23 protein-coding genes and 1 tRNA gene are annotated in these 23,883 nt (G+C 55.1%); 12 read left to right on the plus strand and 12 right to left on the minus strand.

Going from position 1 to position 23,883, the window contains the following annotated elements:
* Window positions 1-32: 32 nt before the first annotated feature.
* The 5 genes from Z948_RS0101815 to aat all read left to right on the plus strand — a co-directional run bounded on the left by Z948_RS0101815 (window position 33) and on the right by aat (window position 5,145).
* Window positions 33-782 (plus strand): ABC transporter ATP-binding protein, encoded by a 750-nt coding sequence (locus Z948_RS0101815; RefSeq protein WP_037951733.1) that lies wholly within the window; start codon window positions 33-35, stop codon window positions 780-782.
* Between the two features lie 183 nt (window positions 783-965).
* Window positions 966-2,225 carry a calcium-binding protein gene (locus Z948_RS19250; RefSeq protein ID WP_025057871.1) on the plus strand — a complete coding sequence of 420 codons (1,260 nt, stop codon included), beginning with the start codon at window positions 966-968 and terminating at the stop codon, window positions 2,223-2,225.
* Between the two features lie 416 nt (window positions 2,226-2,641).
* Window positions 2,642-3,139, plus strand: coding sequence for an acetyl-CoA carboxylase biotin carboxyl carrier protein (accB, locus tag Z948_RS0101830; RefSeq protein ID WP_025057873.1), 498 nt, complete (start codon window positions 2,642-2,644; stop codon window positions 3,137-3,139).
* Window positions 3,140-3,151: 12 nt separating this feature from the next.
* Window positions 3,152-4,504, plus strand: a complete 1,353-nt coding sequence (gene accC / locus Z948_RS0101835) for an acetyl-CoA carboxylase biotin carboxylase subunit (RefSeq protein WP_025057874.1) — start codon at window positions 3,152-3,154, stop codon at window positions 4,502-4,504.
* A 5-nt stretch (window positions 4,505-4,509) separates the two neighbouring features.
* The gene (aat, locus tag Z948_RS0101840) at window positions 4,510-5,145 is read left to right on the plus strand and encodes a leucyl/phenylalanyl-tRNA--protein transferase (protein WP_025057875.1); all 636 of its coding nucleotides are present in this window, start codon (window positions 4,510-4,512) and stop codon (window positions 5,143-5,145) included.
* On the opposite strand, the gene Z948_RS0101845 is transcribed toward aat, so the two are convergent.
* The 6 genes from Z948_RS0101845 to Z948_RS0101875 form a co-directional block, all read right to left on the minus strand.
* The gene (locus Z948_RS0101845) at window positions 5,109-5,462 is read right to left on the minus strand and encodes a DUF2155 domain-containing protein (protein WP_156023492.1); all 354 of its coding nucleotides are present in this window, start codon (window positions 5,460-5,462) and stop codon (window positions 5,109-5,111) included. The two genes, aat and Z948_RS0101845, sit on opposite strands and share 37 nt — an antisense overlap.
* The gene (locus Z948_RS0101850) at window positions 5,462-5,845 is read right to left on the minus strand and encodes an NADH:ubiquinone oxidoreductase subunit NDUFA12 (protein WP_025057877.1); all 384 of its coding nucleotides are present in this window, start codon (window positions 5,843-5,845) and stop codon (window positions 5,462-5,464) included. Before Z948_RS0101850 ends, Z948_RS0101845 begins: the two co-directional genes overlap by 1 nt.
* A gap of 577 nt (window positions 5,846-6,422) precedes the next feature.
* Window positions 6,423-6,773: a RidA family protein gene (locus Z948_RS0101860; protein ID WP_025057879.1), complete on the minus strand. Its 351-nt coding sequence runs from the start codon at window positions 6,771-6,773 to the stop codon at window positions 6,423-6,425.
* Window positions 6,774-6,841: 68 nt separating this feature from the next.
* Window positions 6,842-8,107, minus strand: a complete 1,266-nt coding sequence (gene clpX, locus Z948_RS0101865; protein ID WP_025057880.1) for an ATP-dependent Clp protease ATP-binding subunit ClpX — start codon at window positions 8,105-8,107, stop codon at window positions 6,842-6,844.
* Between the two features lie 130 nt (window positions 8,108-8,237).
* Complete coding sequence (locus Z948_RS0101870) at window positions 8,238-8,888, minus strand: ATP-dependent Clp protease proteolytic subunit (protein ID WP_025057881.1); 651 nt, start codon at window positions 8,886-8,888, stop codon at window positions 8,238-8,240.
* Between the two features lie 435 nt (window positions 8,889-9,323).
* The gene (locus Z948_RS0101875) at window positions 9,324-10,505 is read right to left on the minus strand and encodes a zinc ABC transporter substrate-binding protein (RefSeq protein ID WP_081784016.1); all 1,182 of its coding nucleotides are present in this window, start codon (window positions 10,503-10,505) and stop codon (window positions 9,324-9,326) included.
* Window positions 10,506-10,579: 74 nt separating this feature from the next.
* Between Z948_RS0101875 and Z948_RS0101880 the strand changes: the two genes are divergently transcribed.
* Genes Z948_RS0101880 through Z948_RS0101890 form a run of 3 tightly spaced genes read left to right on the plus strand, consistent with a single transcriptional unit; the run spans window position 10,580 to window position 12,608 of the window.
* Window positions 10,580-11,062, plus strand: a complete 483-nt coding sequence (locus tag Z948_RS0101880) for a Fur family transcriptional regulator (protein ID WP_025057883.1) — start codon at window positions 10,580-10,582, stop codon at window positions 11,060-11,062.
* The gene (locus Z948_RS0101885; protein ID WP_025057884.1) at window positions 11,062-11,814 is read left to right on the plus strand and encodes a metal ABC transporter ATP-binding protein; all 753 of its coding nucleotides are present in this window, start codon (window positions 11,062-11,064) and stop codon (window positions 11,812-11,814) included. The genes Z948_RS0101880 and Z948_RS0101885 overlap by 1 nt, the downstream gene beginning before the upstream one ends.
* Entirely contained in the window at window positions 11,814-12,608 is a 795-nt protein-coding gene (locus Z948_RS0101890; protein ID WP_025057885.1) for a metal ABC transporter permease, read from the plus strand. Before Z948_RS0101885 ends, Z948_RS0101890 begins: the two co-directional genes overlap by 1 nt.
* 133 nt (window positions 12,609-12,741) lie before the next feature.
* Here the strand turns inward: Z948_RS0101890 and Z948_RS0101895 are convergent, their stop codons facing one another.
* On the minus strand, window positions 12,742-13,569 hold the full coding sequence (locus Z948_RS0101895; protein ID WP_025057886.1) for a tryptophan 2,3-dioxygenase: 828 nt from the start codon (window positions 13,567-13,569) through the stop codon (window positions 12,742-12,744).
* 86 nt (window positions 13,570-13,655) lie between these two features.
* On the minus strand, window positions 13,656-14,531 hold the full coding sequence (locus Z948_RS0101900) for a hypothetical protein (RefSeq protein WP_025057887.1): 876 nt from the start codon (window positions 14,529-14,531) through the stop codon (window positions 13,656-13,658).
* A 120-nt stretch (window positions 14,532-14,651) separates the two neighbouring features.
* Between Z948_RS0101900 and Z948_RS0101905 the strand changes: the two genes are divergently transcribed.
* Both Z948_RS0101905 and Z948_RS0101910 read left to right on the plus strand, forming a co-directional pair.
* Window positions 14,652-14,727: transfer RNA gene (locus Z948_RS0101905), tRNA-Thr, on the plus strand.
* 130 nt (window positions 14,728-14,857) lie between these two features.
* Window positions 14,858-16,027 carry an iron-containing alcohol dehydrogenase gene (locus Z948_RS0101910; protein ID WP_025057888.1) on the plus strand — a complete coding sequence of 390 codons (1,170 nt, stop codon included), beginning with the start codon at window positions 14,858-14,860 and terminating at the stop codon, window positions 16,025-16,027.
* Window positions 16,028-16,088: 61 nt separating this feature from the next.
* On the opposite strand, the gene Z948_RS0101915 is transcribed toward Z948_RS0101910, so the two are convergent.
* Window positions 16,089-17,135: a permease gene (locus Z948_RS0101915; RefSeq protein ID WP_025057889.1), complete on the minus strand. Its 1,047-nt coding sequence runs from the start codon at window positions 17,133-17,135 to the stop codon at window positions 16,089-16,091.
* Between the two features lie 42 nt (window positions 17,136-17,177).
* Window positions 17,178-17,495 carry an ArsR/SmtB family transcription factor gene (locus Z948_RS0101920; RefSeq protein WP_025057890.1) on the minus strand — a complete coding sequence of 106 codons (318 nt, stop codon included), beginning with the start codon at window positions 17,493-17,495 and terminating at the stop codon, window positions 17,178-17,180.
* Between the two features lie 181 nt (window positions 17,496-17,676).
* On the opposite strand from Z948_RS0101920, the gene trhA reads away from it, so the two are divergent.
* Complete coding sequence (gene trhA / locus Z948_RS0101925) at window positions 17,677-18,315, plus strand: PAQR family membrane homeostasis protein TrhA (RefSeq protein ID WP_025057891.1); 639 nt, start codon at window positions 17,677-17,679, stop codon at window positions 18,313-18,315.
* A 96-nt stretch (window positions 18,316-18,411) separates the two neighbouring features.
* On the opposite strand, the gene katG is transcribed toward trhA, so the two are convergent.
* Window positions 18,412-20,607, minus strand: coding sequence for a catalase/peroxidase HPI (gene katG / locus Z948_RS0101930; protein ID WP_025057892.1), 2,196 nt, complete (start codon window positions 20,605-20,607; stop codon window positions 18,412-18,414).
* Between the two features lie 119 nt (window positions 20,608-20,726).
* Between katG and Z948_RS0101935 the strand changes: the two genes are divergently transcribed.
* Complete coding sequence (locus tag Z948_RS0101935; RefSeq protein ID WP_025057893.1) at window positions 20,727-21,641, plus strand: hydrogen peroxide-inducible genes activator; 915 nt, start codon at window positions 20,727-20,729, stop codon at window positions 21,639-21,641.
* Between the two features lie 92 nt (window positions 21,642-21,733).
* On the opposite strand, the gene Z948_RS0101940 is transcribed toward Z948_RS0101935, so the two are convergent.
* Entirely contained in the window at window positions 21,734-23,347 is a 1,614-nt protein-coding gene (locus tag Z948_RS0101940) for a long-chain-fatty-acid--CoA ligase (protein ID WP_025057894.1), read from the minus strand.
* Between the last annotated feature and the right edge of the window lie 536 nt (window positions 23,348-23,883).

Here is a 23,883-nt window from a genome sequence, read left to right on the forward strand (position 1 = left end):
CCCTGCCCCTCCCCCATCTAAAGGACATAGATATGACCGAGACACGAAATAAAAACGCCAACCACGCCAGCACGGCTCCTGCCTTTCTGTCGGTTTGGGACATCCATGCGTCTTACGGCGAAAGCTACATCGTTCAAGGCGTCAGCTTTAACGTACATGAGGGCGAGATCCTCGCGCTTTTGGGCCGTAACGGCGCGGGCAAAACATCGACACTGCGCACAATCGCACAGATCGGTGATCCACAGCTCACCCACGGTGAAGTTTGGCTAGACCACCAGCCGCTTCACAAGATGAAAAGCTACGAAGCTTCTGCCGCCGGCCTTGCGCTGGTACCCGAAGATCGTCGCATCATCGCGGGCCTCACGGTTGAGGAAAACCTCAAGCTGGCGCAAATCGCCCCGCCTTTGGGCTGGTCGCTAGAGCGCGTGTATGAATTGTTCCCCCGCTTGGGCGAGCGCAAAAAGCAGGAAGGCATCACGCTTTCAGGTGGTGAACAGCAGATGCTGGCCATTGCCCGCGCCCTGTGCCGCGACATCAAAGTGTTGCTGCTGGATGAGCCCTACGAAGGTCTGGCCCCCGTCATCGTTGACGAAATCGAAAAGACCCTGAGCATCATTAAGGAACAAGGCATCACAACCATCCTTGTTGAACAGAACGCCGTTCGCGCCCTACAATTGGCTGATCGCGCTGTTATCCTTGATACAGGCGGGGTCGTCTTTGACGGTAGCGCCCAAGAGGTTCTGGAAAACGAAGAGCTGCGCGCGGAATACCTCGCCATCTGATTCGATTTCAAAAGACAAAATATGGAAAGCCTCGCAGTTTGCGGGGCTTTTTATTTGCAAAGCTCTCATAGTCCTTAGCCTCTGCCGCTCTTTGTCCCGAACCGCGAAACAAAGAATCGAATTTTCTATGTCGCTCAATAAATAAGGCGTAAATGTGTCAGAGAATTTCTTGGGGAAGAACTTATGCCTATTACATTTAACGTTGAGACCAATTCATTTACGGGTGAAAACCTCGCTGGAGAAACCCTGATGGGGTTCGATTTTGCGGAATTTGGGGGGTATGTCACTAACAGCGGTCTTATCTCTGGCCCTGTTCAGGCGAACTCGGATGTTGGGATTGAGCTGACAAACACGCTGTCTGGCGTGATTACCAAAACCGCAGGCAGCCCCTATGCTGTTGATTTGCTCGGCAACGGCGGGCGTAACTTTTTCAACGATGGGCTGGTCGCTGGACAGGTTCGTTTCGGGAATGGTTGGGACAGCCTGTTCAACAGCGGTCTCATCCAAGGACCTGTCGAAATGGGCTCTGGCAATGATCGTTTGGTAAACCAAAGCATCGGCGGCATTGATGGCGGCAGCACGATCGGCACCATCACTGGCACCGTCTTTATGGGTCAGGGAAATGACACGGTTTTGAACCTTGGGACTTTGAAGGATGTTAACCTTGGTGCTGGCGATGACCACTATTCGGTAACAGATCTGTTCAGCCTCGAATTTGAGGGCTTCAGCTCTTCTGGCGGGACGGCTGGTAACGTTCTTGGTGGCAGTGGCAACGATGAACTCCTTGGTGGCAATGCGATCGACAAATTCCACGGCGGCACGGGCAATGACACGCTTTCCGGCGAAGGCGGCAAAGACCAGCTGAATGGCAATGGCGGTGACGACCTGATCTTTGGCGGGGCCGGAAACGACAAGATCACCGGCGGCAGTGGCGCAGATACGATCGACGGCGGAAACAACAACGACCGGATTTTTGGCGGCAATGACGATGATGTCGTCTTTGCAGGCCAAGGCAATGATCAGGCCTATGGTGGCAACGGCGAAGACTATATCGCAGGCCAATCCGGCAATGACCGCCTTTTCGGGAACCAAGGGGATGACACTCTTGATGGCGGCGCGGGACGTGATCTGTTGGAAGGTGGCGCTGGCGCAGATGTCTTTGTTTTTGCGGGCAATAGCGGCCGCGACGAAATCACCGACTTTGGCGCAGGCGACCGGATTGATATCCTCCTGCCCTTTGGCGGGGCTATCGCTTATGACGATGTTATCGACAACACCGCCTTCACCGGTGGCGATGCCGTCATCAACCTAAGCGCCCTTTACAACCTAGCCTCTGAGGGGCCTTTGGATCACGGGTCGGTTCTGACAGTGAACAATGTGACACTGGCCGATCTGTCCCCTGATGCCTTTGGCCTGTTGGACGATATCCTTATTGTTGGTTAACGCGATTTGATCAGGGGGCAATATCTGCCCCCTTTTCTATGCCCAAAGATTTTGCGCAAAGCTCTTTATTGTCGGGCTTGGGCAGCTCATCCAACCGGATGCATCTGGTTGGGCCAATTGAAGCGCACGGTAAGGTTCAGACAGACGGAACCACACTCTGTTTCCGGCATCTGCGCGACCCCGATCACGGTTTTGTGAAGCCTCCCTACCCCCATATTTCCCAAGTGCTAAATACTACGCAGGATTGCTCGGCGCGGGTCACACGCGTTGCATCAACCATCCTCTGATTTTCATCTCGGGCCTTGTTGGGCATGACCGCGGGTAAAGTCGCGTCTTTCCATGCTCCTATCCATGCCATATAAGCCCTGCAAACGGCATGATGGAAATGCCCCCCTTCGCAACGGTCGAGGAACGACATGACAAAAAATACACATGACGGTGACGTCGCATTTATCCGCGCTTTGGCAGAACTGCTGAACGAAAATGACCTTACAGAACTGCAGGTTAAACGCGATTACGCCGAAGACGACAGCCTGAATGTGCGCGTCTCTCGCAAGCCTCCACAGCAGATTATGGCCCCTCAAACTGTTCAGGCTGCCGCGGCACCTATCGCTGCCGCCCCTGCACCTGCTGCCGCTCCAGAAGCCCCAGCAGCCGTCAGCGCAGACCCCTCAACCGACCCAGGCGCAGTGAGCTCGCCCATGGTTGGCACCGTTTATACAGCCCCAGAACCAGGTGCGCCTGCGTTCATTTCTGTGGGCTCTCAGGTTTCCGAAGGCGATACATTGATGATCGTCGAAGCCATGAAAACCATGAACCACATCCCAGCGCCGCGCGCGGGTACCGTAAAGCGGATTTTGGTCGAAGACGGCGCCGCCGTCGAGTTTGGCGCGCCGCTTGTGATCCTTGGATAAGGCGGATCACCCATGTTCAATAAAATCCTAATCGCCAACCGCGGAGAGATCGCCCTGCGCGTCATCCGCGCCGCGCGTGAAATGGGCATCGCATCCGTTGCTGTGCATTCAACTGCGGATAGCGACGCCATGCATGTGCGTATGGCCGATGAAAGCGTCTGCATTGGGCCGCCCTCGTCCCAACAATCCTATCTGTCGATCCCAGCGATCATCGCAGCCTGTGAAATCACCGGCGCCGAGGCGATCCACCCCGGTTATGGCTTTTTGTCGGAAAACGCAGGTTTTGTTCAAGTGATCGAAGATCACGGCCTCACGTTTATCGGCCCCACAGCGGAACACATCCGCGTCATGGGCGATAAAATCACGGCCAAAGACACCATGAAAGCACTGGGTGTCCCCTGTGTTCCAGGGTCTGACGGCGGTGTTGCCACCCTTGAAGATGCTCAGCGCATCGGCGAAGAGATCGGTTATCCCGTGATCATCAAAGCCACCGCTGGTGGTGGTGGGAAAGGCATGAAAGTTGCCCAAACCGCCGATGACATGGAAAAAGCCTATCAAACGGCCCGTGCCGAAGGTAAATCCAACTTTGGCAACGACGAAGTCTATATCGAAAAATACCTGACCACGCCACGCCACATCGAAATTCAGGTGTTTGGCGATGGTAAGGGCAAGGCTGTGCATTTGGGTGAACGCGACTGTTCCCTACAGCGCCGCCACCAAAAGGTATTCGAAGAAGCACCCGGCCCGACGATCACAGCAGAAGAACGCGCGCATATCGGTAAGGTCTGTGCCGATGCGGTGGCCAACATCAACTACATCGGTGCTGGCACGATCGAGTTCCTCTACGAGAATGGCGAGTTCTATTTCATCGAGATGAACACACGCTTGCAGGTAGAACACCCTGTAACCGAAGCCATCTTTGGCGTTGATCTGGTCCGTGAACAGATCCGCGTGGCTGAAGGGCGGGAAATGTCCTTTACCCAAGATGATCTAGACATCAACGGCCACGCGATTGAAGTGCGTATCAACGCAGAAAAACTGCCCAATTTTGCCCCCTGCCCTGGTAAAATCACCCAGTATCACGCGCCGGGTGGGTTGGGTGTGCGGATGGATAGTGCGCTTTATGACGGCTATTCGATCCCACCTTACTATGACAGCCTGATCGGCAAACTGATCGTGCATGGCCGCGATCGCTCCGAAGCCTTGGCGCGCCTTAACCGCGCCTTGGGTGAGCTGATTGTCGATGGTGTTGATACCACTGTGCCCCTGTTCCATGCGCTATTGCAGGAAAAAGACATCCATTCTGGTGGCTATAACATCCACTGGCTAGAACAGTGGCTGGAAACTACCTTTGGGGATGCCTAAGGCCGATGACCACGCTAACACCGGAGCTTTTGCTACACGGCTATAGCGTCGGCATCTTCCCGATGAGTGAATCACGCGACGACCCAGAGGTTTTCTGGGTCGATCCGCGCAGGCGCGGCATCCTGCCCCTCGACAGCTTCCACATTTCCCGCTCCCTGCGCCGTGCGATGCGGCGCAGCGCGTGGACGGTGACCGTTGATCGCGACTTTGACGGTGTTTTGGATGGCTGTGCTGATCGCGAAGATACGTGGATCAACGCGGAAATCCGCAAGCTTTACGGCATGTTATTTAACCTTGGACAGGCCCATTCATTAGAGGTTTGGGACGGGCAAACTCTGGTCGGCGGCGTATATGGCGTTGTCCTTGGTGGGGCTTTCTTTGGGGAAAGCATGTTTTCGCGGCGCACAAATGCCTCGAAAATTGCCTTGGCCTGTCTGGTTCAACATTTGAATGACGGGGGGTTCACCCTGTTTGACACGCAGTTCATCACAGATCACCTCGCCTCTCTTGGCGCGATTGAGATCAGCCGCGATAAATATCATTCCCTGCTGTCAGAGGCGAAAAATCAGCCCGCAGCCTTTGGAACAGGCCTGCACACCACGCCTCAGGACGTGATGCAGCGGATAACCCAAATGTCGTAACGCGGGTGTTCCATGGCGTTCAACGCAGGTGCGGATGCCACCATCCACCCCGAGAAGACAGTACCAGCGCGGCCTGTCTCGGATATTTCCAAGGACGCATAGGCATCACCCGAACGGTTCCCTTTTGGGTAACGACATTCGCGCAGAACAACCTGTAACCGTCCAAGCGATGCAACCTGCCCATTTGGAATCGACAGATCAACGGTTGCGCCCGACGTTTTGTCGAGCGCGCGCAAAATTGCACCCTGCCCTTTGCTGGCCTGCTGCGCGGCAGCAGAAGAGGCGCAAAACGCCAAAATCAAAGCTAGCTTGCGCATCACTCGGGGCTCCACGCCTCATAATCACCGCGGTCAGCTGGGTTTTCACGGCGAATGGACCCTGCTGGTGCATAGGCCAGCATTGTGCCTGTCAGGTTTTCCTGATGCGGCTTTTCCCATTCTTTGTGAACCAAAGGTTTATCTGTTGGCGGCTCGTCATAGGTGCGGTGGATCCAGCCGTGCCAATCGGGATCAATACGGCTTGCTTCGATTTCACCGTTGAAAATCACCCAGCGTTTGCTGTCGTCTGCATTGCGGTAATAGACGTTGCCCTGAGGGTCTTCGCCTACTTTTTCGCCTTTGCGCCATGTGAATAGCCGCGTGTTGAGCGTCTGACCGTCCCACCACGTGAAGGCTTTGAGCAAACTGTTGATGAGTCCCATAAAAGAATTCCTTATTCAGTTCCCTCTGATATGGCGCATTCACGCACTTAGGTCCAGTGATGAGAACTGCAAATTGGGGGTATCTTGCCTAGTCGCCAAACCGCACCCAAACGGCAAGCCGTGCATCGGGCGCATAAAGCACTAGTTTTCGCCCCTCGACACCTCCGTAAGTCGCAAACCAAGCGTCAGCCCCCTTAAGGATCTGAAGTATTTCATCTCCAAACCCTGCGATCCCTGCTCCGTCAAACTTTTCCGATTGATCTGAATTCAGGCAAAGGAAGCTTGCAGGTTTTATTTGCTCTGTATCCCCAGTTGGCAGCCACACCCCTGCCTGAACAAGGTCATCATAATATGACAAGTCGGGAAATTGGACAGTCGGCGGCGCCTTTGGCCCGCCTAAGGGCAGCCTCAAGACAATATAGGTACAACCATGTGAGAGCTTCGACCGAGGCTTGAACGCCAGCACCTCATCATAGCTCAGATCGGGAAAGATCGATCTGGCAAACCGGTTCTCATCCTCAAAGAGGCACCCGCTAACCGTCAAGGCGGTTAGCAATATCGCATTCCGCAGAAGCATTTAGGCCAATGCGGTCACTTCGATCTCAATGCGGTATTTTGGATCAATCAGACCGCATTCAATCATCGTCGCCGCTGGCGGGTGATCACCAAAGGTTTCGGCCAGAATAGCGTGGCAGGGCTCAAACTCGAAACGGTCGGGCAGCATGTATGTCACGCGTACGACTTTCTCCATGCTGCTGCCCGCCTTTTCCAGCGCGTCCTTGATGATGCGCAGGGCGTCACGGCATTGCGTCGCGACATCGTCGCCCTGCCCCACAGTCCCCGCGACATGCACAAAGCCCCCTGCGACCACAGCGCGGCAATAGCCGATCTTCTTTTCAAACTCACCACCAGATGAAATGCGTTTCATGTCGTCTCCTGAATGCAAAAAGGGCAGACCAAAATGGCCTGCCCTTTATATAAAAATCTTTGCAAAAATCAGCCCGCGTTTGCAGGCTCTTTTTCTGCCTCAGCGTGGATCATCAGAGGTTTGGAATCAGAATTCACCGCCTCTTCGTTCACAACAACCTCTGTCACGCTCTCCATACCCGGCAATTCGAACATCGTGTCGAGCAGGATATCCTCGAGGATGGAACGCAGGCCCCGCGCGCCGGTTTTACGCTCAATCGCGCGTTTCGCGATGGCTTTCAGCGCATCCTCGGTAAAGGTCAGCTGCGTATCTTCAAGCTCGAACAGACGCTGGTATTGCTTGACCAAAGCATTCTTTGGCTCGGACAAAATGGTGACCAATGCGTCCTCATCCAGATCTTCGAGCGTTGCCAAAACGGGTAGACGGCCAACGAATTCAGGGATCAGGCCGAACTTTAGCAGATCTTCGGGCTCAAGGTCGGTAAAGATTTCGCCAATGCCGCGGGCATCCTGATCGCGCACATCCGCGCCAAAGCCCATTGCAGAACCTTTGCCGCGCGCGGCGATGATTTTATCCAGACCGGCAAACGCACCGCCACAGATGAACAGGATGTTGGTTGTATCAACCTGCAGGAATTCCTGCTGGGGGTGCTTGCGCCCGCCCTGCGGTGGTACCGAGGCAACCGTGCCTTCCATCAGCTTCAGCAGAGCCTGCTGAACGCCCTCACCCGAAACATCGCGGGTGATAGACGGGTTTTCGGATTTGCGGGTGATCTTATCAACTTCGTCGATGTAAACGATGCCGCGTTGTGCGCGTTCAACGTTATATTCCGACGCTTGAAGCAGCTTGAGGATGATGTTTTCAACGTCCTCGCCCACATATCCCGCTTCGGTCAATGTGGTTGCGTCAGCCATGGTGAAAGGCACATCCAAAATCCGTGCCAGCGTCTGGGCAAGCAGCGTCTTACCACAGCCTGTTGGCCCCATCAGCAGGATGTTGGATTTCGCCAATTCAATATCGCCACCCTTTTGGGCGTGGTTCAGACGTTTGTAATGGTTGTGAACCGCGACAGACAAAACACGTTTAGCCATTGCCTGACCGATCACATAGTCATCCAAAACTTCGCAGATGTCTTTTGGTGTTGGAACGCCATCCGTAGCCTTTAGGCCTGATGCCTTCGTCTCTTCACGGATGATATCCATGCACAGTTCGACACATTCATCGCAGATGAACACGGTTGGGCCTGCAATCAGCTTGCGCACCTCATGCTGGCTTTTTCCGCAAAAGCTGCAGTACAGGGTGTTTTTGCTATCGCCGGAGTTTGAATTGGCCATGTGAGCCCTTTCAGGTCTAAACTTGATCACGCCAGCCCAAAGGCAGGCGATAAGGTGTGAGTTGGGATTAAGTCTAAGTCAGCCACCCCGGTCCTGCAATCGCGAAAACCGAGGTGTGACCTGTTGTGACTTACTTGCCCTTTTTGCCCTTAGGCGCATCGTCATCATCTTGTTTGCCACGGCTTTCGACGATCTCGTCGATGTGACCCCACTCTTTCGCCTCTTGTGGCGTCATCCATGTGTCACGATCCATCGCTTTTTGGACCGTCTCATAATCCTGACCCGAGTGTTTAACATAAAGCTGGTACATCCGTTCACGGGTTTGCTCGATATGACGGGCCGAAATCAGGATATCTGATGCCATCCCTTGCGAGCCACCAGATGGCTGGTGAACCATCACTTCGGAGTTCGGCAGCGCAAAGCGCATTCCCTTCTCACCACCCACCGCAATGACAGACCCCATCGAGGCCGCCATGCCGCAAATCAGGGTCGAAACCTTGGGGCGGATGTATTGCATGGTGTCATAGATCGACAGGCCGGCGGATACTTCACCACCGGGCGAGTTGATGTACATGCTGATTTCTTTTGAGGGGTTTTCCGCCTCAAGGTGCAGCAACTGGGCTACGATAAGGTGACTCATCCCGCTGTGGATCGGACCGTTGATGAAAATAATACGTTCTTTCAACAAACGTGAGAAAATATCGTAAGCGCGCTCTCCGCGGCTGGTCTGTTCCACAACCATAGGAACAAGGTTCATATATGTCTCTACGGGGTCTTGCATATGCTCTGCCTTCAATGGGTTGCACGGGACCATACCCGCCCAAGCGTTCGCACAAGATTAGTCTCGCTTAAGGGGAGCTTCAAGGGGGGCTGAACGCAGATCATCATCCTTTGTTCAGCTTCTTGGCGCACGCTTGCCTTCAAGGCAGTTCGCCAACATTTTTGTTAAAAGATGATTAAGTTATTTTCGAAAAGCCAAAGTTTTTGCCCCCACAGACCGCCCCTCGGCCTTCTGTCATAAACCTGTGACGGAATCGGGCCAAAATAGCCCCCGTATTTAGGCCCTTCTGAATTCAGGGTTTGAGATCACGACCGGCGCCCTAGCGGTTCCACTTTGAACGGATACGAATTTTCATAAAGCATTTTCAGCAACATCAATGGCTCCGCAGATCAGCGGAGCCATTATTCTTTTTAGACGGCACAAAAGCGCAGGCTGTTACTCTTGCTCTTTACCGGCAAAACAATCCGCCATGTCAGTTGCGAACTTGCGCAGGAAATCACCATAGCGGTTCTCGCCATCCCCCATGGTATCCAGAACAGCAACCCGCGTCCCCTGCCCCTGAATGGCGGTACGCAGCAGCTTTTCGTTTTCCTGAGGCGCGATAAAGGCACATTCGGCGGGGTTTTCTTTCAAAAACTCACGCAGCGCCTTTAGGCTGGCAGGACCAGGTGAGCTACCATCGCCGGGAACGATAAAGGCCTGCGCCTGAACATCAAAAGCTTGTTCAAAGTACTGAAACGCGTCGTGCAGCACGATGAATGGCGTGTCTTTATAGGGGGCAAACACGGGTGTGAACTCTTCTTTAAGGCCCGCTAATTCCCCCTCGAGGGTTTCAAGGTTTGCCGCATAGGTCGCTGCGTTTTCTGGATCAAGCTCGGTCAATTTTCCAGCGACAATACCGCCCCAGAGAACCGCGTTTGTGGGGGACAGCCAGCCATGCGGATCCTCTCCATCGTGGTGGTGGTGGGCGTGTTCGTCGCTGTGTTTTTCGTCGGCATGATCGTCATGACCTTCGTGGTCATCATGCTCTTTGTGATCATCATGACCTTCGTGGTCGTCATGTTTCTCATGGTCATCGTGATCGTCATGGCCATCATGATCGTCGTGCTTCTCGTGATCGTCATGATCATCGTGGTCATCGTGGTCGTCATGCTTCTCATGATCATCGTGATCGTCATGGCCGTCATGCTTCTCATGGTCATCGTGATCGTCATGGCCGTCATGGTCATCGTGACTATTCGCCGCCAGCAGCTCTTCGGCTTCGCGCATCTCGAAGGTTTCGATCCCCTCTTGCTCCATCAAGATCACCTGCTGGGCGTCTTTTCCCAAGGTGTCCAATGGCTCTTCGAGCCAATTGGTCAAAGATGGGCCAACCCAAACAACAAGATCAGCATTGCTCAGGGCGCGGGCCTCGGAGGGGCGCATCGCATAGCTGTGGGGATCCGAGCCTGTCGGGATGATCTGGTCCGGCTCACCGACCCCTTCCATCAATTGCGCAACCAGCGCGCGGATGGGCGCAATGTCGGTTACGACGCGGGGTGTATCATCTGCCAAGGCTGGGCTAGAAAGAAGAATTAACGAGGTCAGTAAACGGCGCATGGCGACTCCTAGTTTCATGTTTGTCGCACTTGCTACTTTGTATGTTATAACATATCAATCACTAAATTTCACCTTAAGAATGCAGGTGCTAAATGTCTGATCCAATCGGCTTTCAATGCCAAAGCCATGATAACTGCATGACAACCATGCTGGCCGAAGCACAAAAACACTGCTCCGAGAACGGTTTGCGATTAACGCCCGTACGCCGGCGCACGTTGGAAATCCTGCTGGCTGACCACCGTGCCATGGGGGCCTATGATGTTTTGTCGATTCTGGCCCAAGAAGGGCTCGGCTCCCAGCCGCCTGTCGCTTACCGCGCGCTGGACTTTTTGGTGAAGGCTGGGTTTGCCCATAAAATCGAGGCGCTGAACGCCTATACGGCCTGTGTGCATCCCGGACATGATCACGCGCCCGCGTTTTTGATCTGCCGCAAGTGCCAAACCATCGCCGAAGCAGAAACGGCGCCGGCCAAAGGGCGCCTTGGCGAAGCAGCCCTTGCGGCGGGATTTGTGATTGAACGCACCGTCGTTGAGGCGACAGGCCTGTGTTCAAACTGCGTGGACGGCGTGGCATAATGAGCCTGATCCAGACCAAAGACCTAACGCTGGCTTACGGCGGCAATACTGTTTTGCGCGACGTGAATATTGAAATCAATCGGGGTGAAATCGTTACCATTGTCGGGCCGAATGGGTCTGGTAAATCCTCTCTGCTGCGGGCCTTGATCGGCGCGGCGAAACCCGCAAAAGGCATTGTGACCCGTGCCGAGGGGCTAAAGATCGGCTATGTGCCCCAGTCCCTTTCCATCGACGCTACGCTTCCTCTTTCGGTCAAACGGTTCTTGAACTTGCCCTCACGGGTGAGCAAGGAAGCCGCGCGCGTTGCTTTGGAAGATGCGGGCGTGCCCGAACTGGCCTCTCGCCAGCTTGGCGCACTGTCGGGGGGGCAGTTTCAGCGGGTTTTGCTGGCGCGCGCATTGCTACAATCCCCTGATATCCTCATTCTGGATGAAGCCACACAAGGGTTGGATCAACCCGGAGCGGCCCAATTCTATCGCCAGATTGAATCTGTGCGCCAAACGCGCGGCTGCGCGGTCCTCATGGTGAGCCACGACCTACACGTTGTCATGGCCGCCTCGGATCGTGTGCTTTGCTTTAACGGTCATGTCTGTTGTCAGGGCACACCTCAGGTTGTCGCGGACGCACCCGAATACCGCGCCCTCTTTGGTACAGGTACCCAAGGGGCGCTGGCCCTGTATCGCCACGAACATGACCACAATCATGACCACGACCACCCAGATCACGACCACGCGCATAAAGAGGCCTCCTGATGCTCGACGACTTTATTGTAAGGGCCGCGCTTGCGGGTCTTGGCGTAGCTTTGGCCGCTGCCCCTTTGGGGTGTTTTGTGGTTTGGCGCCGCATGGCCTATTTCGGGGATGCCACCAGCCACGCCGCGATTTTGGGTGTCGCATTGGCGCTGGCAACTGAACTGCCCGTTTTTGCGGGTGTTTTGGGCATTGCCTTGGCCATGGCGCTGATCATCACGGCCCTATCCGAAAAGCAGGTCAGCTCGGACGCCCTATTGGGTGTTCTGGCCCACTCTGCCCTCGCGCTGGGGTTGGTGGCTGTCTCGCTGATCGACAGCATTCGGGTTGATCTGGATGGGTACCTGTTCGGAGAGATCCTAGCGGTTACCAAAACCGATTTGGCGGTGATCTGGTCGGGTGCAGCGATGGTTATGGCCTTGCTGGTATGGCGGTGGCAGGCGCTTTTGACATCAACGCTATCGACCGACCTTGCTTCGGCCAGCGGGATCGCGCCGCGCCGCGAGCAGCTGGCGCTGACCCTTGCCCTTGCCATTACGGTTGCTGTGGCCATCAAAGTTGTGGGTGCCTTGCTCATCGCGGCGATGCTGGTCATTCCCGCTGCAACGGCACGCCCGTTTTCGCGCACGCCCGAAGCCATGGCAGCCTATGCGATCCTTGCAGGCAGCATTTCCGCGCTTGGCGGGCTTTGGGGGGCTTTCGTCTTTGACACGCCAGCAGGCCCCAGCATTGTAACGATGGCAGGCGGGCTATTTGCGCTGAGCATGGCCATATCCCCGCTGCTAGCCCGCAAGTAAAAGCGCCCTTAGGCGTTAAGGCGATGCATCACCTTCGCGGCAAAGGGCGTTGAAAACACCTCGCTTTTTCAACGCGACTCAATACCCCCAAAGGGCACTGCATGCACGCCTATTCTATCCAAGGTTCCCGCCCTTAAAGAGCGCCTCTCACGTTCCAAAGTTCGGGGAAGAGTTCGACTTCGAGCATTTTGCGCAAGTAAGATACACCCGCCGTGCCCCCCGTGCCCTTTTTGAAACCGATAATGCGCTCAACCGTTGTGACGTGGTTGAATCTCCAACGGCGGAAGTAATCCTCCAGATCAACCAGCTTCTCGGCGAGCTCGTAAAGCTCCCAATGGGCCGAAGGATCTTCGTAGACACGCTGCCACAGATCCTGAATGCGCGGATCGGCCTGCCAATCGGATTGGCCGCTGGGGCCTGCTAGGTCTTCTTGCTCAAAACGGGCGCATAGCATGGATATGGCGACCTGATACAGGCTTGCGCGGCCCAGCTCGCCCTCAAGGCGGCTATAGGCCTCTGCGCGGTGTTTATGCAGCTTCATCAAGGCGCTATTGCGGTTACCCAAGATGAATTCAACCAGCCGATACTGGTGCGATTGAAATCCAGAAGAGTTTCCAAGGCTGGGACGAAAAGCAGTATATTCGCTTGGTGTCATCGTGCGCAGCACATCCCACGCCGAATTCAGCTGTTCGAATATCCGCGCCACACGGGTGAGCATTTTAAACGCTTTGGGTAGCTCCCCCATCAGCATTGCTTCGCGCGCGGCCTCGAGTTCGTGAATCGCCAGACGCATCCATAGTTCGGATGTTTGGTGCTGCACGATAAACAGCATCTCGTCATGTGCATCCGACAAGGGATGCTGCGCAGACAGGATCGGATCAAGCCCTAGGTAATCCCCATAGGACATGTCCTGTGAGAAATCCATTTTTGCGCCCTTTGAGGCTTTTTCAAACTCGCTCATATCTAATCCCCGCCGTTATGTTACAAAACCGCTATCACATGCAGCTGAAATTTAACAACAGAGGAATTTCACCTCTCTAGGCAGGCCTAAGGCATGAGCACCCGAACACCTGGCAAGGCGGCAATCGTCGCGACATCATTGTCATAAATATCGCTCATCTCATCCACCAAGTCTTCGGTCCACCCTGGCATATCCAGCTCTTCTTCGACCTGATCATCCAGCGCGTATTTATCCAAAAACGCTGCAATGGCACGGCGTTTTTGATGTTCGGTCATCACTGGGTGATCCTTTAGATAGGCCCGAAACCGCTTCATCCCTTCACTGCTCATGATCGAGCTCAACAGGTCAAACCCGCCGATAATCTTTTGATCATCTGGCAGACCCGCCATTTGCCGGATGATATGCGCCCAAATCAGCGGCGTATCCTCATTGCACCACACAGTGATCGGAACATCGGGAACCGATTGGCGTAGCAGATCCAGTGTATCAGACCATAGAATGTCCCGCGGATCGCGGCTGCCCCAGAAATCCGCAGGATTGGAGGCCTCGGCCTTGCTGTACAAAATGGGCAGTAACGTCGCTGGATTCCGAATCCCTAAAAATATCTCGACGTCGTCTTGGTCAAAAATCTGGGCCATGCGCATCATGCGCACCGGAGCAGCGGGATAAAACATCCCCTCCTGTACGGCCGTCTTTGGTGTTCGAAAGAAATTCGCGTCCGACAGAATCACTCTCTCGGCCTCTCCTTCGTCCAACATCGCATCCATCAGCACATCACGCGCCATTTCCGAGGCAGGTGCGCTCACCATCGCATTCAACGTTTCACGCATAATCCCACGATATTTGCTCTGCCCAGGGACCATGACCCCTCTGGCCGCAAAGTCATCTGCATTCCTAAGCAAACACTTCATCAGCCGGTCTTCTTCGGTAAAATGCACACCTGCATGTAAGATCAGTTTCATTTTTTCCTGCCACCTGATTAGTTTTTTGCCTCGAGTTCTTTAGCAGAGTGAGAAAACCTGCAAAAGGATGATAAAAGCCTCTTGCACCATCTTTCTATTGGGTCTAAACGACCGCCCAGTGCCCCTATAGCTCAGCTGGTAGAGCAATTGATTTGTAATCAATAGGTCCGCGGTTCGAGTCCGTGTGGGGGCACCATTTCAAAGCATAAGCTGGTAAAAAGACAAGCCTAATTCGCTTTATTCATTCGGGCTGTGCATGTGCTTGAGTAAATACGACCTAAAGTCATAATGAGACGATTCTCATTTTTGACTTTAAGGAATTTCCAATGACCCTAGATGGTATCGGCCGCGTACAATCCCCCCGTGTCATTCGCATTGGCGCGGGCGTTGCGCAGGAAACAGCGGAAGTTCTGGCTCAGCTCGGGCTGTCACGCCCTTTGATTGTTACGGATAAGAATCTTGTGTCCTTGGGGCATGTGCAGACCGTCACGGATGTTTTGGATAAGGCAAATCTGAACTGGGCTGTCTTTGACGGCGTGATCGAAGACCCCACTGATACTTGCCTCGATGAAGGCATCGCCGCCTTTCGCAAAGATGATTTTGACTGCATCATTGGCTTGGGCGGTGGCAGCCCGATGGACACGGCCAAGGCGATCAGTTTTATGAGCGTCAACGAAGGGCATGTCAGGGAATACAAAGCCCCCTACCAGATCGACAAATGCGGCCCTCCGGTGATCCTGATCCCGACGACAGGCGGCACGGGGTCTGAACTCACCCGTTGGTGCGTGATTACAGATACAAAAGAAACCGAGAAATATAACCTTTCGGGCCTTGCCTGTGTGGCGACCGCGGCGCTGATCGATTGGACATTTACCACGACAAAACCGTGGCGCATTACGGCAGACACAGCCGTAGACAGCTTGACCCACGCGATCGAGGCCTATGTGAGCCGCAAATCCTTTGCCTATACCGACGCCTTTGCGCTGGCCGCTATGCCCGCAATTGCAAACAACGTGAGGGCGGCCTGTGCTGATCCTGAAAATGGTCCGGCCCGTGAGGCCCTGATGCTGGCCGCCTCGCAGGCTGGCATGGCCTTTTCCAACGCCTCCGTTGCCCTTGTACATGGGATGAGCCGCCCGATTGGCGCGCATTTCCATGTGGCGCATGGGTTGTCCAATGCAATGCTGCTGCCCGAGATCACAAAATTCTCGGTCAGCGCCGCCGAGGATCGCTATGCGACCTGTGCACGGGTGATGGGCTGGGCAAGCGATGGGGACAGTGACGCACTGGCCGCTGGTAAGCTGGTCGAGAACCTGACGCAGCTGAATGCAGACCTAAAGGTCCCCTCCCCCCGTGATCTTGGCCACAAGGAAGATACAGCCAAGTTTGAGATCATGGCCGCGCAGGCCTTGGCCTCTGGCTCTCCGCAGAACAACCCGCGGGTGCCAAGGCAGGATGAGATCGTTCAGCTTTACCAGAACATCTGGGCTGGTTAACGCCAAAGCCCCTCACCAGGCTTGCTGCTGAGGGGCTTTCACTAGAAATGCCTACGGGATTTCAGAGCGCCCAAATCTGGAACAAAACCCCGGCGATAAACGCCCCTGACAGCGACAGCGCGATATAAAGCGCAAACACCTGAGGGCGCGCCAAAGCCCAGACCGCCATCGCCGCAGGGATCGACGTGACACCCCCTGCCACCAGAAATGCCATACCAGCACCCGGTGCCATGCCTTGATCAATCAGACCTGCAACCAGCGGCAGTGCAGCATAACCATTTAGATAGGCGGGCACCCCGACAAAGGTCGCGATGATGATCGGCACGATGCCTTCCCCCCCCAAAGCCGAAGTCACGGTTTCGGCTGGAATCCACGCCAGCATCAGGCTTTCGATCAGGAAGGCCAGCGTCAGCCATTTAAGCAAAAAGATCGTGGTGCTCATGGCATCGCGGCCAAAACGGGCGCGCCTTTCCGAGTCTTTCCAAAAATCCCATACAACAGGCTTTGGCGCGGTGATTTTGGAACCACCACATCCGCCGTTACCGATCCCCTCTCTTAGCGGGTTATCAAACACGCCTCGGCGTCCGATCAAATGCACAAAGGTGCCGCCAAAGATACCCAGACCAAGGGCCGCCAGAGTTTTCGCAATCGCAAACTCAAAATCAAGAACCCCCGTGGTGAGGAAAAACATCGACGGATCCATGATCGGCGAAGCCAACCAAAAGGCCATGACAGCCGACAAAGGAACGCCCATCGCGAGTAGCGCCGCGATCAACGGAATTACGCCGCAAGAGCAGAAAGGCGAAAGCCCCCCAGCCAAGGCGCCCAGTACAATCATCAAGGCAGGCGCCCCAACAAAAGCACGCGCAATCAAGTTATCAGCGCCTGTCGCGCCCGCCCAAGCAGCAAGCCCGATGGAAAGCAGCAAATACGGCGCCGTATGCAACACAGCGGCCAGCACAAAATTCGCGCTATCGATCGCTTGGGGGCGATCAAAAATCGCCAGCAGTAACAAGATCAAAACCGAAACCATCCAGATCCGGTGATCTTTCCAAAGGATTCGCAGAACCGAAAGCGTAGAGTGTTGGGGGTGGGTGACATCGCTCATGTCTAAATATCCAGTTTTATAGTTATGTTTGAGTTGAAAAGCTCATGCCGCGCCTTCTTTCATGATGGCAGTCACACCAACGCAGCATTCTGACGATAGGAAGGTCAGCAATTCGTTCATTGCGGGGTAGTTCGTTCTGTTAGTGACTTCACGGCCCTGCTTTTCTTGCAAAACCAGCCCTGCGCCTACCAAGGTCGACAAGTGGTGGGCCAATGTTGAGGGCGCAAGATCAAGGTGTTCACCAATATCGCCAATCCGCATCCCGTCTTCCCCTGCTTTGACAAGCAGACGAAAAATAGACAGGCGAACATCATGTCCAAGGGCGGCAAGGGCGCGGGCGGTGGGGCTGGCTGTACTCATGCCACCCAACATAACTATAAAACTAGTTTTGTAAAGGTGTTTCGAAAAATGCAGCCCCACCCTGCCCCAAATTTCATCTTGAGGCGCCGCAAAAGCATTTTGCCCCTGCGTAACCAGCCGCTTAATATGGACTTTGTCACATCTGCCACGTAGCGCGAATGAAATCACAGTCGAGACAGCCATGACCGAACCCAATTACCCCAGCCCCATCCGCGCCCATCGACGCGCAGATATAGCCGTTCACCTTGCCGGACTATTCCTGACTTTGACTGCGGGCGCGGCCTTGCTGTTCAAAGCCTTTGCAGCGCTGAGCGGCGGTTTGATCGTGGCGGCGGTCATCTATGTGCTTTGTCTGCTGATCTCTAACATTGCGTCTTCTGCCTATCACTTTTCGCCGTTTCACGCCAAACGGCTGCTGCTGCGCCGCATCGACCACGCGGCGATCTATCCTAGCATCACGGGCACCTTCACCCCCTTCTTTGTGCAGGCGGGAACGCCGTGGACGTTGTTTTTACTGTGCTTGTGTTGGGCGCTGACCGTGCTGGCAATCTGGAATAAAATCACCAATGCCACCGTGAAATCAAAATGGTCCACCGCGTCCTACCTAGGATTGGGCGCCCTTGGCCTGATGGCCCTGCCCGACCTTACCCAAGTGCCTTTAGCCACCCTGTGGTGCATCATTGCAGGTGCCGCAAGCTATGTGATTGGCACCGTGTTTTATGCGCAAAAGACCATGCCATACCGTTATTCCATCTGGCATATTTTTGTAAATATCGGCGGCATCCTAATGTTTGCAGGTATCTGGATGGCCCTATTCTAAGGGTTCTTCCCAATGGCAGCCCCACAAAAAAGGCGCCCTCGCAATCTGCGAAGGCGCCTCTTTCTTTATGAAGTGCAGCCTAGGTTAGGCAGAGGCTTACAGATCAAAACGATCCAGCTCCATTACCTTGACCCATGCGTTGACGAACTGCTCGACAAACAAGGCTTCGCCATCATCCGAGGCATAGACCTCGGCCAAGGCGCGCAGCTGGCTGTTTGATCCAAAGACCAGATCAACACGTGTGCCTGTGCGCTTGACGTCGCCTGTGGCGTTGTCGCGTGCCTCATAGACGTCAGAACCGTCCACAGATTTCCACGTCACGCCCATATCCATCAGCGCCTTGAAGAAATCATTGTTCAGCGTACCAGGTTTGTCCGTCCAAACACCATGCGAGGTGCCCGCATAGTTGGCGCCCAACCCGCGCAAGCCACCAACCAGAACGGTCATTTCTGGTGCTGTCAGCGTCAGCAATTGTGCGCGATCTACCAACAACTCTTCGGCTGAGACGCTGAATGCACGCGACGCATAGTTGCGGAAGCCATCAACAGCTGGCTGAAGCACATCAATGCTTTCAACATCTGTCTGCTCTTGGGATGCGTCACCGCGGCCCTGTGTGAACGCAACTGTCACATCGTGACCGCCCGCCTTGGCTGCCGCTTCAACGGCTGCGGAACCCGCCAACACGATCATATCCGCCATCGAGATGGGCGTGCCAGACGCCGCGCGGATTGCTTCGAGCTGCTCCAGAACCTTGGCCAACTCAGCTGGCTGGTTCACTTCCCAGTCTTTCATCGGAGCCAAACGGATACGCGCACCATTTGCACCACCGCGTTTGTCAGACCCACGGAAGGTCGACGCAGAAGCCCAAGCGGTTGTGACCAGCTCGGAAATGGTCAGGTCGCTTGCCAGAACGGCCTCTTTCAACGCTGCAATATCGCCATCGCTGAGCGTCCCCGTCGCCGCAGGGATCGGGTCCTGCCAGATCAGCTCTTCTGATGGGACTTCTTTGCCCAAGTAGCAGTTGATCGGCCCCATGTCGCGGTGGATCAGTTTGAACCACGCACGCGCAAATGCATCAGCGAACTGGTCTGGGTTGGCCTTAAAGCGTTTGGAGATTTCCAGATAGATCGGATCCTCACGCAGCGCCAAATCCGCTGTTGTCATCATCGGCGGGTGCTTGGCATCGCTATGCGCGTCAGGCACGGCCTTGCCCAGCTTACCGCCAGCTGGCTTCCACTGATGCGCCCCAGCAGGAGATTTCGTCAGCTCCCACTCATAATCCAGCAACATGTCAAAAAAGCTCATGTCCCAAGTTGTTGGCGTGGGTGTCCATGCGCCCTCGATCCCCGAGGAGATTGCGTCGACGCCTTTGCCATTCCCATGTGTTGACACCCAGCCAAGGCCTTGCGCCTCAATTGGTGCAGCTTCTGGTTCAGGCCCGACAAGGCCAGCATCGCCAGCGCCATGCGCCTTGCCAAAGGTGTGACCACCCGCAACCAAAGCCACGGTTTCTTCGTCATTCATGCCCATGCGGCCGAATGTGTCGCGAATGTCAAAACCTGATGCGACTGGATCAGGGTTCCCGTCTGGGCCTTCAGGGTTCACATAGATCAGGCCCATTTGCACCGCGGCAAGAGGGTTTTCGAGATCGCGTTCGCCAGAATAGCGGCTGTTCGCGCCACCAGATTCTTCCAGCCAGATTTCCTCGGATCCCCAATAAATGTCTTCTTCGGGCTCCCAAATATCGACGCGACCGCCACCAAAGCCAAAGGTCTTGAGCCCCATGTCTTCCAAGGCGCAGTTGCCCGCCAGAACCATCAGATCGGCCCAAGAGATTTTATTGCCGTATTTCTGCTTAACCGGCCACAACAGGCGACGCGCCTTGTCAAGGTTGACGTTATCCGGCCACGAATTCAGCGGCGCAAAACGCTGCGAGCCCGAGCTGGCACCCCCACGTCCATCGCTGGTCCGGTACGTCCCCGCCGAGTGCCACGCCATACGGATAAAGAACGGGCCATAGTGGCCATAATCCGCTGGCCACCAATCCTGACTGTCTTTCATCAGGGCGTAGATATCGGATTTCAACGCATCCAGATCCAGCGTTTTAAACGCTTCGGCATAGTCAAACGTGCCGCCCATCGGGTCAGATACGGGCTGGTTCTGGTGCAGCATCTTTAGGTTCAACTGGTTTGGCCACCAATCGCTATTGGAACGGCCGCTGTTGTTTGTCTGTTTGTTGGCGCCAAAGCCCATTGGGCAGCCGCCCTTTTCGCCGTTATCTGATCCGTCCATGATACTCTCCGAAAGTTGTGAATTCTGTGGGAAGGGATTCGCCTTCCCTAGACTCGTTCTAACAAACCGAAATGATATCTTTAAGTTTGATTTTCCAATGCCTATAATAGGTTTTGATTATGATAAACTTTACCCTAAAACAGCTCAGATATTTCGAGGCCGTCGCCCTGCAAGGCCATTTTGGCCGCGCGGCGGATACTTGTTCTATTTCGCAACCCGCCCTGTCGGCGCAAATCGCGGCCCTAGAGGCCGCCCTTGGCCTGCAACTGTTTGAACGCAATGCGCGGCACGTACAGCTCACCCCCTTTGGGGAAGAATTCGAAGTCCGCGCGCGTGAGATTTTGCGGAATGCGGAATCGTTATCGGAAATGGCGCGCGGTGCCCTTAGCAATGCGCTCTCGCGGTTGCGCATCGGGGTCATTCCAACCATTGCGCCCTATCTGCTGCCCTCTGTGATCGGCCACATCACCGCCGCCCACCCCGAGATTGATTTGCTGGTTCGTGAAACGATGACCCACAAACTGATCGAAGAGCTGGGCGCAGGAAAGCTGGACTGCGCCATCGTTGCCCTGCCTGTCTCTGAGCCCTCTCTCACCGAGGTGGCCCTGTTTGACGAAGAGATGGTGCTGGTTCGCCCCGCCCATGATGCGGATCGCCCCGTGCCAGATATGGACACGCTCAGCCAGATGAAGCTGCTGTTGCTCGAAGAGGGTCATTGTTTTCGCGATCAGGCTCTGTCGTTTTGCTCGATGCGCAATAGCCTGCCGCGTGAAGGGTTGGACGGGTCATCATTGACGACATTGGTGCAGATGGTTGGCGCGGGGATAGGTGTGACGCTTATTCCCGAGATGGCCGTTCCGGTTGAAACGCGCTCAGCCAATGTAGCGGTTGCCAATATGGGTGCCCCCCATCCAAAACGAACTGTCGGCATGGTTTGGCGCAGCACCTCAGGCTTGGCCAGCCAGCTAGAGGAAATTGCGACGCTGGTCCGCGCCGCCGCAGCAACACATCCAGCGTTCAAAGCCCGTCCCTGAAACACGCGCGGCTTCGGAATGGAGCCGCAAACAGAAAAAAGGCGCCGCGTTTTTCACAACGCGACGCCCCGATCATTTCATGCGCTCACCGCTTAGGCGCCGAGCAGCACTTTTCCATGGGCCTCGCGCAGCTTGTTCTTTTGGACTTTGCCCGTAGATCCGATTGGCAATTCCTCAACAAAAATCACACGGTCAGGGATCTGCCAACTTTCGACCTTGCCTTTATAAAAGGCCAGCAGGTCTTCTTCGCTCACCTCACCGGATTTGATGGCCACCAAAACGGGGCGTTCATCCCATTTCTCATGCAAGGCGGCAATGGCCGCCGCATTCGCGATGGCGGGGTGCGAAATGGCGATATTTTCCAACGTCACCGTAGAAATCCACTCTCCACCGGATTTAATGATATCCTTGGAGCGGTCGCGGATCACCATGAACCCTTCTTCGTCAATGGTGGCCACATCGCCCGTGTCAAACCAACCATCCGCCGTAAGCGCCGATGCATCCTTGCCAAAGTAGGTGTCCACAATCCAAGGACCGCGAATTTGCAGATCGCCCTGCGTCTCTCCATCGTGGGGCAACTCGTTGCCGTTTTCATCAAGGACGCGCAGATCAACGCCGTAAGGCGGGCGCCCCTGCCCCAGACGGATTTCCGCCTGCTCTTTGGCGGATAGTTTGGTGTGGCGCTGCAAAAGCTGGTTCAACGACCCCAGTGGCGAGGTTTCCGTCATGCCCCATGCGTGGATCAGGTCCACGCCATATTCGGCAAACTTCGGGATCATCGACGGAGGCAAGGCCGAGCCCCCAACAACCGTGCGCTTCAGGCTGGGCATTTTTGAACCGGTTTCCTCCAACGCGGCCAACAGCCCCATCCAGATTGTCGGCACGCCCAGCGCCAAAGTGGTCTCCGAGCTGTCGATCAGGTTCACAAGGCTGGTACCGTCAAGGTTTGGCCCTGGTAGCACCAGTTTACACCCCGTTGCCGCCGCCACATAGGGCACGCCCCATGCGTTTACGTGGAACATGGGCACAACGGGCAAAACCGTATCCATCGCTGAAATTGCCAAACCGTCTGGCTGGTTCCCCGCGATTGAGTGCAAAACTGTAGAGCGGTGGGAATATAGCACGCCTTTGGGATCGCCTGTGGTGCCAGAGGTATAGCACAGGCTAGAGGCGGCGTTTTCGTCGATCTCGGGCCATGGCTCGGACGCGTCACCAGTCTCTAGCAACTCGTCAAAGAACAACAGCCCTGGAACCGCTTTGGCGGCGGCCTCGTCGCGCGGGCCTAACATAACGATGTGTTTTGTGTGCTTTAGCGCTGGTGCCAACTGACCAGCAGCCGGAACAAAGGTTCCGTCGATAAACAACACCTGATCTTCGGCGTGGTTGATCACATAGACCATCTGCTCGGGGCCCATGCGGGGGTTAATCGTGTGGCAAACAAAACCGCCGCCCGCGACACCAAAGTAAATTTCCAGATGGCGGCGGTTGTTCCATGCGATTGTGCCACAACGCGCGCCCTCGGAAAGGCCCAGTTTACGCAATGCAGAGGCCAGACGATGCGCGTTGGCGCCAACTTGGCCCCATGTGGTGTTTTCAATGCCACCCGCCGTTTCAACCGAAACAATCTCGCCTTTGGTATGAAACCGCGCCGCGTGGTCGATCAAGCTGCCGACCGTTAGCGGCATATGCATCATTTGTCCGAGCATTCTATTTTCTCCTAAAGTGTCTTCAGTGTCCAAGCAGGTGTTGGGGAAACCCTATCTGCCTTGATTAAATTTACTGCGCGTTCCGCGATTATCATCGGGGGCGCTATATTATTCCCATGCGTGGCGGCTGGCAGCCCTGCGCCATCACCCCTGCGCATTTGGCATGGGTGCCAAGGGATTTACCGATAGAAATCTGGCACTGCCTTTGCTGTTGTTTCGCATCTCCCGCTTCTGACAAACTGGCAGAGGTTCCATCCAGTTTGCCATTCGCGCAGCGGCTGTCGCGCCACCAAAGCTGCTACCGACGATTACACAGTCATGCGCCATAAATCCTCCCGTAAAAGGCCATTCCCCGCACCGGTCATTGGAATAAGCCAAAGATCACAGGCGCTGTCCATCTGTATGTGGAAAACTGCGCCTTGGTCACGTAGCGTCACTTTGAACGCCGCCGCCTCTCAGCGCCTTTTAATAAACTTCACAACTATTTGTGCGATTGAGCTTGGACAATCCCCCTTTCGCCAAGATATCACATTCCT

The sequence above is a fragment of the Sulfitobacter donghicola DSW-25 = KCTC 12864 = JCM 14565 genome (assembly GCF_000622405.1).
Lineage (GTDB): Bacteria > Pseudomonadota > Alphaproteobacteria > Rhodobacterales > Rhodobacteraceae > Sulfitobacter > Sulfitobacter donghicola.